12 protein-coding genes and 1 riboswitch are annotated in these 13666 nt (G+C 43.9%); of the genes, 3 read left to right on the top strand and 9 right to left on the bottom strand.

What is annotated here, in order from left to right; all coding sequences use genetic code 11:
• Window positions 1–47 precede the first annotated feature (47 nt).
• The 4 genes from EJF26_RS09115 to EJF26_RS09100 form a co-directional block, all read right to left on the bottom strand.
• Window positions 48–1370 carry an alanine/glycine:cation symporter family protein gene (locus EJF26_RS09115; RefSeq protein WP_000891451.1) on the bottom strand — a complete coding sequence of 441 codons (1323 nt, stop codon included), beginning with the start codon at window positions 1368–1370 and terminating at the stop codon, window positions 48–50.
• A gap of 89 nt (window positions 1371–1459) precedes the next feature.
• Window positions 1460–1548, bottom strand: a riboswitch (glycine riboswitch).
• A 167-nt stretch (window positions 1549–1715) separates the two neighbouring features.
• Window positions 1716–4052, bottom strand: coding sequence for an endonuclease MutS2 (locus EJF26_RS09110; RefSeq protein ID WP_001092933.1), 2337 nt, complete (start codon window positions 4050–4052; stop codon window positions 1716–1718).
• 113 nt (window positions 4053–4165) lie between these two features.
• Window positions 4166–4714 (bottom strand): CvpA family protein, encoded by a 549-nt coding sequence (locus tag EJF26_RS09105; RefSeq protein ID WP_000623544.1) that lies wholly within the window; start codon window positions 4712–4714, stop codon window positions 4166–4168.
• Complete coding sequence (locus EJF26_RS09100) at window positions 4711–5013, bottom strand: cell division protein ZapA (protein ID WP_000002029.1); 303 nt, start codon at window positions 5011–5013, stop codon at window positions 4711–4713. Before EJF26_RS09100 ends, EJF26_RS09105 begins: the two co-directional genes overlap by 4 nt.
• 86 nt (window positions 5014–5099) lie before the next feature.
• Between EJF26_RS09100 and rnhC the strand changes: the two genes are divergently transcribed.
• The 3 genes from rnhC (at window position 5100) to recD2 (ending at window position 9114) form a co-directional block, all read left to right on the top strand.
• On the top strand, window positions 5100–5981 hold the full coding sequence (gene rnhC / locus EJF26_RS09095; RefSeq protein ID WP_000146904.1) for a ribonuclease HIII: 882 nt from the start codon (window positions 5100–5102) through the stop codon (window positions 5979–5981).
• A gap of 3 nt (window positions 5982–5984) precedes the next feature.
• On the top strand, window positions 5985–6599 hold the full coding sequence (gene lepB, locus EJF26_RS09090) for a signal peptidase I (RefSeq protein WP_001105831.1): 615 nt from the start codon (window positions 5985–5987) through the stop codon (window positions 6597–6599).
• 148 nt (window positions 6600–6747) lie between these two features.
• Window positions 6748–9114: an SF1B family DNA helicase RecD2 gene (recD2, locus tag EJF26_RS09085; protein WP_000454466.1), complete on the top strand. Its 2367-nt coding sequence runs from the start codon at window positions 6748–6750 to the stop codon at window positions 9112–9114.
• Between the two features lie 47 nt (window positions 9115–9161).
• On the opposite strand, the gene tig is transcribed toward recD2, so the two are convergent.
• From tig to liaF, 5 genes are all read right to left on the bottom strand, one after another.
• Entirely contained in the window at window positions 9162–10445 is a 1284-nt protein-coding gene (gene tig, locus EJF26_RS09080; RefSeq protein WP_000116512.1) for a trigger factor, read from the bottom strand.
• Window positions 10446–10537: 92 nt separating this feature from the next.
• Window positions 10538–11194: a DNA alkylation repair protein gene (locus tag EJF26_RS09075; RefSeq protein WP_000050042.1), complete on the bottom strand. Its 657-nt coding sequence runs from the start codon at window positions 11192–11194 to the stop codon at window positions 10538–10540.
• Window positions 11195–11827, bottom strand: a complete 633-nt coding sequence (locus EJF26_RS09070; protein WP_000698446.1) for a response regulator transcription factor — start codon at window positions 11825–11827, stop codon at window positions 11195–11197. It lies immediately after the preceding gene.
• Between the two features lie 10 nt (window positions 11828–11837).
• Window positions 11838–12836, bottom strand: coding sequence for an envelope stress sensor histidine kinase LiaS (locus EJF26_RS09065; protein WP_000744934.1), 999 nt, complete (start codon window positions 12834–12836; stop codon window positions 11838–11840).
• Complete coding sequence (liaF, locus tag EJF26_RS09060; protein ID WP_000714486.1) at window positions 12833–13531, bottom strand: cell wall-active antibiotics response protein LiaF; 699 nt, start codon at window positions 13529–13531, stop codon at window positions 12833–12835. Before liaF ends, EJF26_RS09065 begins: the two co-directional genes overlap by 4 nt.
• Window positions 13532–13666 lie beyond the last annotated feature (135 nt).

Genomic DNA, 13666 nt, shown 5'->3' with positions numbered 1-13666 from the left:
AAAATGTCTATGAAATGAAAAAAAATCACACTAAAAGTGTGATTGGGTTAGTGTTTAAAATACTTTTTAGTCTCAGCAATGACGACTGGCGACAAGACTAAGAGGGCAATCAAGTTTGGTAAAGCCATCAGGGCATTGACGATGTCTGCGATAATCCAAACCATATCCAACTCGATAAATCCTCCCAACAAGACCATGACTACAAAGACTACACGGTAAAGCCAGATAAAACGAACACCGAAGAGAAACTCGAAACAGCGCTCTCCATAATAGTTCCAACCTAAAATCGTCGTAAAGGCAAAGAGTACAAGGAAGATGGTCAAGAGGGCAGGTCCAAAGTGTGAAAAAACTGTTGAAAAGGCTGACTGGGTCAAGGCAACACCATTTAAATCTCCGCTCCAAACACCAGTTACCAAGATTGTCAGACCTGTCAGAGTACAGATTATCAAAGTATCAATAAAGATTCCTGTCATGGAAATCAAGCCTTGCTCTACAGGCTCATTAGTCTTAGCTGCAGCCGCTGCAATCGGAGCTGAACCAAGACCAGATTCGTTAGAGAAGACTCCTCGCGCCACACCATTCTGGATAGCCATCCGAATGCTGGCACCTGCAAAACCACCTACGGCAGCAGCTGGACTAAAGGCTGAAGTAAAGATGAGGGCAAGTGTGGCTGGGATTTTCTCGATATTAAAGAGAATAACTGTAAGAGTCCCTAAAATATAGACAATAGCCATAAAAGGAACGACTGCTGTCGAAACCTTTGAAATGGATTTGAGTCCACCAAAGACGGCAATCGCTACAAAAATGGATAAAATCAGAGCTGTGATAGCTGGATCAACTTGGGCTGTATTTTGAATGGATTCTGTAATCGAATTGACCTGGGTAAAGGTACCAATCCCTAGAAGGGCTACCAATACACCCGCTAGGGCAAAGAAGATAGCAAGTGGACGCCACTTTTCTCCCATCCCCAAAAGGATGTAGTGCATGGGGCCTCCAGCTACAGCTCCATTTGCATCCTTGCTACGGTATTTGATTGCCAGCAAGCCTTCAGCGTACTTGGTTGCCATCCCAAAAAAGGCCGCCATCCACATCCAAAAGAGGGCGCCTGGTCCACCAACCTTGATGGCTGTCGCGACCCCGATGATATTTCCCGTACCAACGGTGGCGGCTAGAGCTGTACAGAGAGCAGCAAAGCTCGACACATCGCCATGTCCCTTGTCCTTGGTGAAAATTAACTGAAAGGCCCTAGGGAGACGAGCCACCTGCAAAAGGCCTAGTCGGATGGTCAAATAGATACCCGTTCCGACCAATAAGATCAAGAGGGGAGGCCCCCAAACGAAAGCATCAAGCGCTTTTAGCAATTCTAACATATCCTTCTCCTATCTTTCAACCCCAAAAGAAAGAGCACATGCAAGATACATGTACTCTGGAATGCCTAGATAAATGCTAAAAAGCAATCTATCTTAGCTCTGTCCTTTTACCTGAGAGTTTGAGCAGTCGCCTGCCTTGCCCCTTCGGTGCCTTTACGGTCTCTCCAGAGTTCCGTCCATTTACAGTCATGGAAAACAAACCTTTCTCCACTTCTATTAAACTTCATTCGGTGTTGGTATTTAATTTTTTATTATTTTACAAGAAAAGTTAGCCTTTGTCAATGTTTTCTATGAAAATTTTTAGTTTTCATTTCTTTTTCCAGAAAGGTTGACTCCTTCTTCTCTCTATCCTTTAAAGGTTACAATGGTGGCACCACTGCCTCCAGCATTTTGTGGAGCATAGCCAAAACTCTTGACATGCTTGTTTCTTTGCAGGTATTTGGTGACGCCCTCACGGATGACGCCTGTTCCGATACCATGGATGATGTCGACTTGCGCCATGTTATTGAGCAGGGCTTGGTCGATAAAAGCGTCCAGCTCATTCATGGCCTCTTCGTACCGTTTGCCACGAAGATCCAGTCTGGCTTGCGGACCACGACCAGAAGCTCGTTTGACAACATTGACTTGTTTTTTCTTGACTGGGGCTTCTTGTTGGTTCTGAACAAGGTCAAATTCTTTCTCTTCCAAGGTCATCTTGATCAAACCAACTTGGGCTTCCCAGCGACCATCCTTAAGTTGATTGGTCAAGGTTCCACGTTGGCCATAACTGAGAACCACAATATCATCTCCCACCTTTGGAGCTCGTTTTTTCTTGGCTTTTTGAAGGACCTTGTTTTTAGACAAGTCAACTTTTTCAGGAGCCATTTTTTTCAGATCTGCCTTGGCTTCAATGATTTCATGGGGTTTGAGTTGAGACTTACTGTGGAGGTTCTTGAGAATCTGGTCACTCTCATTTAGAGCGAGTTCCACAATCTCGGCAGCCTGTTCACGCGCCTTATTGAGCTCAGTTTCCTTTTCACGGTTGAGTTCGTTGTAGAGTTTTTTGAGCGCTCGGTTCATCTTAAGGTTTTCTTGCTCCACCTCACGGATATTGTCCAAGCGTTTGCGACTTTCAAGCGTCTGCTCTTCCAATTGTTCAATGATACGGTTGACATCATTATCTTGGTTGACCTGCTGGCTGGCATCTCCTACGATGACATCTGACAAGCCCAGACGTTTGGCAATTTCAAAGGCATTGCTTCGACCAGGAACTCCCTGCATAAAGCGATAGGTCGGACGCAGGCTGGCTGTATCAAACTCCATGCTGGCATTTTGCACAAAGGCTGTCTCGATACCGTAGGCCTTGAGCTCTGGATAGTGGGTCGTCGCCATGGTCTTGACCTGACGTAGACGAAGATCCTCCAGAATAGCCATAGCAAGCGCCGCACCTTCCTGCGGATCGGTACCAGCCCCAAGCTCATCTAGCAATAAGAGCGAATGTTGGTTGACCTTGCCAAGAATATCTACGATATTGGTCATGTGGCTGGAGAAGGTAGACAAGCTTTGCTCTATAGACTGCTCATCCCCGATATCGGCGAAGATTTCTTCGAAAATACCAATACGGCTTCCCTTATCAGCTAGAATGGGCAATCCAGATTGGGCCATGAGTTGAGTCAAGCCCAAGGTTTTGAGCATGATGGTCTTCCCACCAGTATTGGGACCTGTAATGACAATGGCTGTTAATTCTTTACCAAAGTGTACATCGTTTGCAACAGCATTTTTGACCAAAGGATGGCGAACATGAAGGAGTTGAATCTCTTGGTTCTCTGAAAGTTGAGGAACGACTGCTTGTCTTTCTTGAATGAAACGCACCTTGGCACGAATCAAGTCTAAATGGCCGATAATCCAAGCGTCATTAGCAATCTCAGCAGCATGAGGGCGGACCCGTTCTGAGAGCTCCTGTAGGATGCGAATCATCTCATAGCGTTCGTCTGCTCGCAAACTAGCGATTTCTTCGCTCAGTTTCACGACCTCACGTGGCTCGATATAGACCGTGTTTCCGCTGGCAGAGATGTCATGAACAACACCTGCAATCTTGTTACGATAGGTGTTCTTGACAGGTAAAACCTGACGGCCATTTCTGCTAGCAATGATTCCTTCGGTCAACATCTGAGCTTTTTGCTTGAGTAAGTCTTGCAAGACATCTCGAACTTGACTCTCACTATCATGGATTTTCCGACGGATGCGTGCTAGCTCTTCACTGGCAAAATTTTCGATAAATCCTGCATCATTTAGGGCTTGGAGACTCCCTTGCAAGTGTGGGAAATCATGCAGTTTTTCAAACCATCTCGCCAACTGTGCCAAGCGTACGTTTTCGAGATTGACATAAAAACTTTGTAATTCTCTGCTAGCAAGCAAGACCCGTTTGAGAAGCAGGAACTCCTCGATATTGAGGTCTGCCCCCATTTCGAGACGCTTGCAAACAGCTGAAATCTCACGTGTCGCTAGGATGGTAAAGTGAGGTTGCTCCACAAATAGGGCTTGCATTTCCTCCATCTCTGTAAAGGCTTGTTTGATCTTATCCACCTTGGCAGTTGGAGCCAAGCCTTTTAGCTCCTCTAGGCCTTGTTCTGTCAGGAGATGAGGTTCAAACAAGACCTTAATTTTATTAAATTCTAAGGTTTCTAGTATTTTTGTATTCATATTTTTTCCTTGTATGCTGGTTTACAAGATTGTAGCGCCTAGAGGTTTTTGAACTTTACCCGACCCTAGTCGTCCAATCTGTAAACAAAGGGCTAGGAAAAATCCCGCCCTTTTTATCCGATTAAATTTGTCACCCAGAGTTGTTTGATAAAGTTTGTCGTGAAAGGGACACTTTGGATGATGTGTTTAGCTACGATACTTTTTTCAAGTGAATTTTGAATGACTGCCAGAGGCACCGTTGCAAGAATGGTCAAAGCCATTTGCAAGACAAATAAGGTTACCAATAGCGACAATAGGCCTGCTCCGATACGAAACCATTTGACATCTAGCTTTTTAGTTGGAATCAAGTGTAGGAACAAACCGATAAAACGTCCGATAGTGTAACAAATTCCGAAAACTAGAAGGTAGGCTATCCCCGCATAAAAGACCTTGTCTAGCTGAAAAAGCTGACCTGAAGGGAAGAAAAAGGTACCCTGTCCTTCCTGAGGATTGGCATAAGGGACAAGCAAGTGAAGTTGATCTCCCAGTGATTTATAAAACTTCCCAGCAATAAAGGCTGAAATCACTGCAACGAGAAAATAATAAACTTGCAACACCAAACCTCTACGGTAGCCGATGTAAAAACCCCAAACTAGAACTAGTAAGAGAAGGATCGAAATCATAGGGAGTCCTCAATCTTGCTCTGTTCTTGTTTGACTGCCACTAGCTTATTTCGAAGGTCTTTAAGCTCCTGCTCCTTATCGTCAAACTCAATCTCACGACTAAGCTGCGTCGATAGGCTGTTAATCGCTAAAAGGAGGGCAACGGTTTCATCATCTGCCCCAGGCATTTGTTCTTTAATTGCTTGGTATTTTTCAGTCGCAACCTTGGCAATTTCCTCCATAAAGAGGTTGTCATACTCGGTTGTCAAGGTTAATGTCTTTTTTCCGAATGTAAACTTATATCGATTTAGATTTGCCATAAAATTCACCTCACGATATTATACCAAATTTCGCTAACTTTGTCAGTTTTTACCAATTCTCCTGCTTTTGTGGTACAATAGAGACTATGGCAAGTATCACACTCACACCAAGTGAACAGGAAATTCAGAGCTTTTTAAGTCAGTATCAGAAGGCTCTCAGTCCTAGTAAAAATCCTTATATTCGCTATTTTTTGAGACTGCCTCAGGCAACGGTTTCCGTCTATACTTCTGGAAAACTCCTCCTGCAGGGCGAAATGGCTGAGCAATACGCCAGTTTCTTTGGTTACCAAGTTCAACAAGAAAAAAGTGGACAAGATTTTCCTATTATTGGGACTGATGAGGTGGGAAATGGTTCCTACTTTGGTGGGCTTGCTGTCGTGGCTTCCTTTGTGACACCTGACCAGCACGACTTCTTGCGAGAACTGGGCGTGGGAGATTCAAAAACCCTGACAGACCAAAAGATTCGTCAGATCGCCCCTATCCTTAAAGAAAAGGTCCAGCACCAAGCGCTCCTCCTTTCACCGAGCAAGTACAACGAAGTTATCGGAGAGCGTTACAATGCTGTTTCTGTAAAAGTTGCCCTTCACAATCAGGCTATCTTTCTCCTTCTTCAAAAAGGAGTCCAGCCAGAAAGAATCGTCATTGATGCTTTTACAAGTCCTAAAAACTATGACAAGTACTTGACCCAAGAAGCCAATCGTTTCCCAAACAAGATCAGCTTGGAAGAAAAAGCCGAGGGAAAATACCTAGCTGTTGCAGTTAGCTCCATCATCGCGCGAGATCTCTTCCTCGAAAGCTTGGAAAATCTTGGACGAGAACTAGGCTATCAACTGCCAAGTGGCGCTGGAACTGCATCTGATAAGGTTGCTAGCAAAATCCTTCAAGCCTATGGCATGAAAGGGCTCAACTTCTGTGCCAAGCTTCATTTTAAAAATACTGAAAAAGCCAAAGCACTTCTGGAAAGGTAAATTATGAATTATTTTAAAACATTTCTAAAAGAGTGGGGACTTACGTTCCTCATCATTATACTAGTTGGTCTCAGTCGTCTCTTTCTATGGACCAATGTCCGCGTGGAAGGACACTCTATGGATCCGACCCTAGCTGATGGAGAGATTCTTTTTGTCGTCAAACACCTCCCTATTAACCGCTTTGACATTGTAGTTGCCCATGAAGATGATGGAAATAAAGACATCGTTAAACGCGTCATCGGCATGCCCGGAGATACCATTCGCTACGAAAACGACAAGCTCTTTATCAACAATCAAGAAACTGACGAACCTTACCTAGCAGACTACCTCCAACAGTTTAAAAATGATAAACTGCAAAACGCCTATTCGGGGAAAGGCTTTGAAGGGGATAAGGGAGTCTATTTTAGAAGTCTAGCCCAGAAAGCTCAAGCCTTTACTGTCGATGTGAATTTCAACACCAGCTTCAGCTTTACCGTACCCGAGGGTGAGTACCTCCTCCTTGGAGATGACCGTTTGGTTTCCAGTGACAGTCGCCATGTCGGAACCTTTAAAGCCAGTCAAATCAAAGGAGAAGCCAAATTCCGTTTCTGGCCACTCAACCGTATCGGAATTTTTTAAAACCAGCAACTAGATGCTGCGATAGTCTTTTTGAGTTAGCTTTTAGGATTAGATTGCAACTTGGCAATATCTTGTACCAAGTCCCAAATCCAAGGAAAGCCTAACTGAAAGCTCTATCCCAGCTCTTTTTCTATCAAAAAGGAAATCTATGGAAGTTTATTTTTCAGGCACTATTGAACGGATTATTTTTGAAAATCCCAGCAATTTTTATCGCATTCTCCTCCTAGATATCGAAGATACCAATGCGGAGGACTTTGACGATTTTGAAATCATCGTTACAGGAACTATGACTGACGTGATTGAAGGGGAAGACTACACCTTTTGGGGACAAATCGTTCAACACTCCAAGTACGGAGAACAACTGCAAATCAGCCGTTATGAACGGGCAAAACCAACTAAAAAAGGGCTAGTTAAGTACTTTTCGAGTAGCCACTTCAAGGGAATTGGTCTCAAAACGGCTCAAAAAATCGTGGATTGCTATGGTGAAAATACCATTGACGAAATTCTGGAGCATCCTGAAAAGCTAGAAAGCATCTCAGGACTCTCTGCCAAAAACCGTGAGGCTTTCGTCTCTACACTTCGTCTCAACTATGGGACAGAAATGGTCTTGGCAAAACTAGCCAACTACGGCATTCCTAATAAATTGGCCTTTCAGATTCAAGACTTTTACAAGGAAGAAACGCTGGATATTGTCGAAAACTATCCCTATCAACTGGTTGAGGATATCAAGGGTTTGGGTTTTACCATTGCTGACCAATTAGCCGCCGAACTAGGCATCGAAAGCCAAGCTCCCGAGCGCTTCCGTGCTGGCCTTGTCCACAGTCTCTTTCAAGGTTGTATGGATACGGGTGATACCTATATGAAAGCCCGTGATTTGCTAGAACAGACCCTGACTCTCCTCGAGTCTTCCCGTCCCGTGGAACTGGATCCCAGCCAAGTAGCCCAAGAACTCTCCTACCTCATCGAAGAAGACAAGGTTCAGCAGATTGATACCAAAATCTTTGACAATAGCCTCTTTTTCGCCGAGGAAGGTATTCGCAGTCACTTGGTTCGTATCCTTGAAAAAGGAAAACAGAAAAATCAGGATTTAGAAACCATTCAAAAGCATATCGCTAGTGTCGAGGAGGAACTGGGTATTGAGTATGATAGCATCCAAAAACAGGCTATCTGCGATGCTATCCAGAACAAGGTCTTTATCCTAACAGGTGGACCTGGTACTGGTAAGACGACTGTTATCAATGGAATTATCGCTGTCTATGCCCTCTTAGAGGGATTTGACCTCAGAAAAAAAAGCAACCTGCCTATCCTTCTAGCAGCTCCAACTGGTCGAGCAGCTCGGCGCATGAATGAATTAACAGGTTTGCCTAGCGCGACCATTCACCGCCATTTGGGGATGACGGGAGACGATGATACCAGTCATCTGGAAGATTATCTGGATGCCGACTTCATCATCGTAGATGAGTTTTCTATGGTGGACACTTGGCTAGCCAACCAACTTTTCTCCAACATCTCTTCTAACAGTAAAATTCTCATCGTGGGCGATAGCGACCAGCTACCTTCTGTTAGTCCTGGACAAGTCCTGGCTGATCTGCTCCAGATACCCCTGATTCCGCAGACTCGCTTGGAACGGATTTACCGTCAGAGCGAAGAATCAACTATCGTTACCTTGGCTAGTCAGATTCGACAAGGCATCTTGCCAGCCGACTTTACCCAGAAAAAACCTGACCGTTCCTACTTTGAAATCGCTAGTGGCCATATCCCAGCTACCATTGAGAAAATTCTTGGCGCAGCCCTCAGAAGTGGCATTCCGGCTCGTGATATTCAGGTGCTTGCGCCTATGTATCGAGGAACTGCTGGTATTGACGCCATTAACCAACTCATGCAAGACCTGCTCAATCCTCAGCAAAAGGGGCAAGTTAGCTTTGAAGCAACTCAGTGCCACTATCGAACAGGGGACAAGGTTATTCACCTAGTCAACGACGCTGAAGTCAATGTCTTTAATGGAGACCTAGGCTACATCACAGACCTGATTCCTGGAAAATACACCGAGTCTAAACAAGACGAGATTGTCATTGATTTTGACGGCAATGAGGTCGTCTACCCACGTAACGAATGGTACAAGATTCGCCTAGCCTATGCTATGAGTATCCATAAGTCTCAGGGAAGTGAGTTTCCCGTTGTCATCCTGCCCATCACCAGTGCTAGCAAGCGCATGCTGGAACGCAATCTCATCTATACGGCTATTACACGGGCTAAGAGCAAGCTCATCCTACTAGGCGAATTACAGGCCTTTGACTATGCAGTCAAACATATCGGAACTGCCCGTAAGACCTATCTGATTGAACGCTTTAAAGATCTGGTCGATTCTACCGACCAAACCAGCCCAGCTCCTAGCAAAACGAAAAATCAAGAGGATTCTCCTCTATCCTACATCCTCACCGAGGAAAACTGGTCTAATATCCCCGCCATGATTGGAATTACCGACGCAGACCTCAAAGAAATTTTTGGAAAATAGACCATCAGAAAACCCACCAAATCAGGTGGGCTTTTTATCTTTTAAGATTATTTTACTGTTGCTGTGCTTGTGATCAATTCAACAGCTTTTTTGATTGCGATATCGTGTTTCAACATATCAGCTGAAAGCAAGTTTTGAACTTGCGCAACTTCCATGTTGTAAGTTGCTGCCAATTGTTCGATTTCTTTTTGGATTTCTTCTTCAGTAGCGTCAAATCCTTCAGCCTTCGCAACTGCTTCAATAACAAGGTTAGTCTTAGTGCGTGACTCAGCTTCTGCTTCGTATTGTTTGTGAAGGTCTTCTTGAGTAGTTCCAGTGATTTGGAAGTACATGTCAGGGTTGATACCTTGACGTTGCAAGTTTCCAAGGAATTCATTTACTGAGCGGTGAACTTCTTCGTGGATCATTTCTTCTGGAAGTTCTACGATCTCAGCGTTTTCTACAGCTTTATCGATTGCTGCGCCTTCAAGGGCATCTTTGTATGCTTCTTCTTTCGCAGCAGTCAATTCTTTGCGGTATTTTTCTTTCAATTCGTCAAGTGTTTCCACTTCTTCGTCGATGTCTTTTGCAAGTTCATCGTCAAGAGCTGGAACTTCTTTGGCTTTTACTTCGTGGATAGTTGTCACGAATTTAGCTTCTTTACCTGCAAGGTCTTCTGCTTGGTAGTCTTCTGGGAATGTTACGACAACGTCAACAGTTTCGCCAGCTGAGTGTCCAACCAATTGGTCTTCAAAACCAGGGATAAATTGACCTGATCCAAGTCCAAGTGAGAAGTTTTCACCTTTTCCACCGTCAAATTCAACACCGTCGATAGAACCAACGAAGTCAATGACAACAGTGTCGCCATTTTCAGCAGCACCTTCTTTGATAACCAATTCAGCCAAGTTGTTGCGTTCGCGTTCGATACGTTCTTCAACATCAGCGTCTGTGACTTCTTTTTCTACATCTACTGATACTTCAAGGTTTTTGTAGTCACCCAATTTAACTTCAGGTTTTGTCACGACTTCAGCTGTGATAACCCAGTCTTGACCTTTTTCCATTGAAGTTACGTCAATTTTTGGTTGCGCAACGACTTCAAGACCAGCTTCTTTTACAGCTGCTTCATAAGCGTTTGGCAAAAGAGCGTTCAATACATCTTGGTAAAGTGTTTCTTCACCAAATTTTTTATCAAAGATAGGACGTGGAAGGTGACCTTTACGGAAACCTGGAACGTTAAGAGTTTTCTTTACTGAGTTGAATACACGGTCCACTTCTGGTTTGATTTGGTCTCGAGAGATTGTGAAAGTCAAGACACCACGGTTTGTTTCTTTGTTTTCAAATGATACAGACATTCTGTCATTTCTCCTTAAAATTTTTTAAATACAGTCTATTATAACATAAACGAGCGACTTTTTTCAAGTAATGAATACGCTTTTCAACGATGCTAAAGGTACTTGCTGGCTTCCTTGATACTAAGTTCAGCCATTCTTTTCTTATTCTTTTCAATAAAACGTGCTACCCATTCGGGATTGGTCTTGGAGTAGTCTCTTAGAGCCCAGCCGATGGCTTTGTTGATGAAAAATTCTGTCTGCTCCAGATTGTTGAGCAGGATCTGTTCCATCAGTTGGACATTCGTTTTCTCTTTTCTTAACAACTGGTGGTCAATAGCGACTCGCCTCAGCCAGATATTGTCTGAGAGGCTCCATTTTAAAAGCACATCTTCAAGTTCCGGATGGTCGACTACCAAACTCCCTACTACTCGATCTAGGATATCTACCGTGTCCCACCAAGACTTGGTCACGACCAGGCGCTCAAGCTTAGGCAAATCGTCCTTCGTTAGATAAGACTGCATGGCTTTCAAATAGTTGGCAGCCACATATTGGTATTCTCTAGGCTCCTTTTCCCAGCAAGTGTCTACAAAATCCCAATCGATAATTCTTGTTTTTTTCGCGCTTGGAAAATACTTTTTATAGAGTGCATTTCTTTCCGGACCTGCAATGCCTAGAAAGGGAAATTGATGACGCATATAGGCTTCCATGAGGCCTGCTTTCTCAGGATTTTTTGCCACCTCTAGCTCCTCAAGTAAATCTGCAAGACTCATCTAAAAGTCCTCCTGCCCGACCAAGTGGTGCTGAAAGGCATAGACCGCAGCCTGGGTGCGATCACTGACTTCAAGTTTGGCAAGGATATTGGACACGTGGGTCTTAACCGTCTTGAGAGAAATGAAGAGTTCATCTGCGATCCGTTGATTTTCGTAGCCCTTGGCGATGAGTTGAAGCACATCTCGTTCACGCGCAGTCAATTCCTCATGAAGTTCCATATGATTGCGGTGGTATTCGACCTTCTTGCTGACCTCTTGTTCAATAGCAAGCTCGCCCGCTGCCACCTTACGAACTGCATGAAGCAGTTCGTCTGCACTAGAAGTCTTGAGCATATAGCCTTTGGCACCAGCATTCAAGACCGGCATGATTTTTTCATTATCCAAGTAAGATGTGACAATCAAAATCTTGGCTTCAGGCCATTCTTTGAGGAGGGCCAAGGTCGCGTCAATCCCATTCATCTCAGGCATGACAATATCCATGACAATGACATCTGGACGCAGTTCCAAGGCCAAGTCAATACCTTGAGCCCCATTGGCAGCCTCGCCTACAACTTTCACATCGTCTTGGAGGTCAAAATAGCTTTTCAAGCCCAATCGAACCATTTCATGGTCATCTACCAGTAAAATTTTCATCTCTACTCCTTTATGATTCCTTGTCTAGCAGGGGAATACGGATATCAACCGCCAGTCCTTGTTTGGGAGCTGTCAAGAGTTGAACCGTACCTGCCATATCTTCGACTCGCTCCTTGATGTTTCGCAGTCCATAACTCAAGTCGTCTAAACTCCCTAACTGGAAACCAATCCCATTATCCACCACTTTCAGCTGCAATTCAACATCCGTCTGATAGAGGTAGACATCTAGGCAAGATGCCTGAGCATGGCGAAGGGTATTGCTGATCAACTCCTGAAGAATACGGAAGATATGTTCTTCAATCTTCTTAGGCAATTTAGACACGTTTTGCTTGAGACTAACCTTGAGATCACTCTTGTCCTCAAGCTCTTTTAAGAGGATTTGAATTCCTTCAACCAAACTCTTCTCTTCCAACTCAACAGGTCGCAAATGTAGGAGCAAGACCCGCAAATCTTTCTGGGCTGTTTCTAGGATGGCTGCAACACTTTGCAACTGGGTCTGCATCTTTTCTCTATCCAGCTTCAAAGCCTGCTGACTGACACCTGATAAAATCATATGGGCCGCAAACAACTCCTGACTAACCGTATCGTGCAAGTCACGTGCAATCCGCTTCCGTTCTTTCTCGATGATTTCTTCTTCCTTGACCAGGCTTTGATTTTCAGCCTTTTGAACAGCCTCTGTCAAGAGGTTGAGCTTGCCAGACAAGGACTTAAAACTGGCGTCCAAGTCTGGATCTGCAAAGGAAATTACCTCTTTCCCTGCTAACAAGCGCTTGAGATTGACCTGTATTTTCCTGCGAGAGACTTCTTCTATCACACGCCAAAAGAGGACAAAAAAGAAGGTCATGGAAAGGCTAAAGACCAAGACTAAGAAGATTAACTTTTCTGTTTTCTCAATATCTTGTAGCAAATAGGACCAGTCTAGTTCAAAAATATCAAGCAGACTATTGGTCAAAAAGAGGATAAAGAGGAGAGAAGTCAGTCCGATTAACAGATACGATTGCTTTTTCATCCTCTGACCACCTCCACATCTCCAATCATACTGGTTAGGAAAATTTTGACGCTCTTGTTACTCTTGAGGTAGTCTCTGGTTTCCTGATGATAGTGTTCATTACGAAGTGCTCGCTTGGGTTGATGGAGGAAGGTTAGATCTCCATAGAGGCAGTTGACACTGAGGCTGATTTCCACATCTACAGGTACGATAATCCTAGTCGTTCCGACCATCTTTCTAAGGATAATGACATTGTCATGATTGGTTAGGATAACTCTTTCTAAATGAATGGTGTCCTTGCCCATGAGACGAAAGAGATTGATATCATCAAACTGACAGGTCTGGTGACTAGAAAAATGATGGAGATTGCCAAACCAGCGATTCTTTTCATTTTTAACCGTCACCACCTCTTCAAAGACCAAGTCGGTCTCCTCTCTTTCTTGGTTCATCATTGGGTAAAGAAGAAAGAGGCTATAGATAACTGCCACAAAGATGGCTAAAATCACAAAGGGATTGAGCATGACGATGAAAAAGAAAAGAATGGTAGCCACAAGGAGGAAAACGTTATTGCCCTCTTTACCTGTATAATAGCGGAGCAAGAGCAAAAAGAGGAACAGAATCAGCAAAAAACGCGAAAAATGCTCTGATACCATCAAAATCAGAGCTCCCGTCAAAAGACAGGCTTCAATAAATAAAAAGATTTGAAATTTTTTCATAGCTGTATCCTCTCCCTTCTATTTTATCACAATTCAAAAAAGTCACCTCGGTCTGAGGATGGAAAAAGCGATTGGACAGAAATAGCTCGTACAAGCTAGATTCCATCAACCCACTACGGTTGACAAAGAGATACA

Origin of the sequence: Streptococcus oralis subsp. dentisani (assembly GCF_007475365.1) — a bacterium.
Lineage (GTDB): Bacteria > Bacillota > Bacilli > Lactobacillales > Streptococcaceae > Streptococcus > Streptococcus mitis_AX.
This window is presented reverse-complemented; position numbering and strand designations above follow the sequence as displayed.

Coding starts and splice junctions, on each gene's coding strand:
- EJF26_RS09115 (WP_000891451.1), bottom strand. CDS start 1,370: ATGTTAGAATTGCTAAAAGCGCTTGATGCTTTCGTTTGGGGGCCTCCC.
- EJF26_RS09110 (WP_001092933.1), bottom strand. CDS start 4,052: ATGAATACAAAAATACTAGAAACCTTAGAATTTAATAAAATTAAGGTC.
- EJF26_RS09105 (WP_000623544.1), bottom strand. CDS start 4,714: ATGATTTCGATCCTTCTCTTACTAGTTCTAGTTTGGGGTTTTTACATC.
- EJF26_RS09100 (WP_000002029.1), bottom strand. CDS start 5,013: ATGGCAAATCTAAATCGATATAAGTTTACATTCGGAAAAAAGACATTA.
- rnhC (WP_000146904.1), top strand. CDS start 5,100: ATGGCAAGTATCACACTCACACCAAGTGAACAGGAAATTCAGAGCTTT.
- lepB (WP_001105831.1), top strand. CDS start 5,985: ATGAATTATTTTAAAACATTTCTAAAAGAGTGGGGACTTACGTTCCTC.
- recD2 (WP_000454466.1), top strand. CDS start 6,748: ATGGAAGTTTATTTTTCAGGCACTATTGAACGGATTATTTTTGAAAAT.
- tig (WP_000116512.1), bottom strand. CDS start 10,445: ATGTCTGTATCATTTGAAAACAAAGAAACAAACCGTGGTGTCTTGACT.
- EJF26_RS09075 (WP_000050042.1), bottom strand. CDS start 11,194: ATGAGTCTTGCAGATTTACTTGAGGAGCTAGAGGTGGCAAAAAATCCT.
- EJF26_RS09070 (WP_000698446.1), bottom strand. CDS start 11,827: ATGAAAATTTTACTGGTAGATGACCATGAAATGGTTCGATTGGGCTTG.
- EJF26_RS09065 (WP_000744934.1), bottom strand. CDS start 12,836: ATGAAAAAGCAATCGTATCTGTTAATCGGACTGACTTCTCTCCTCTTT.
- liaF (WP_000714486.1), bottom strand. CDS start 13,531: ATGAAAAAATTTCAAATCTTTTTATTTATTGAAGCCTGTCTTTTGACG.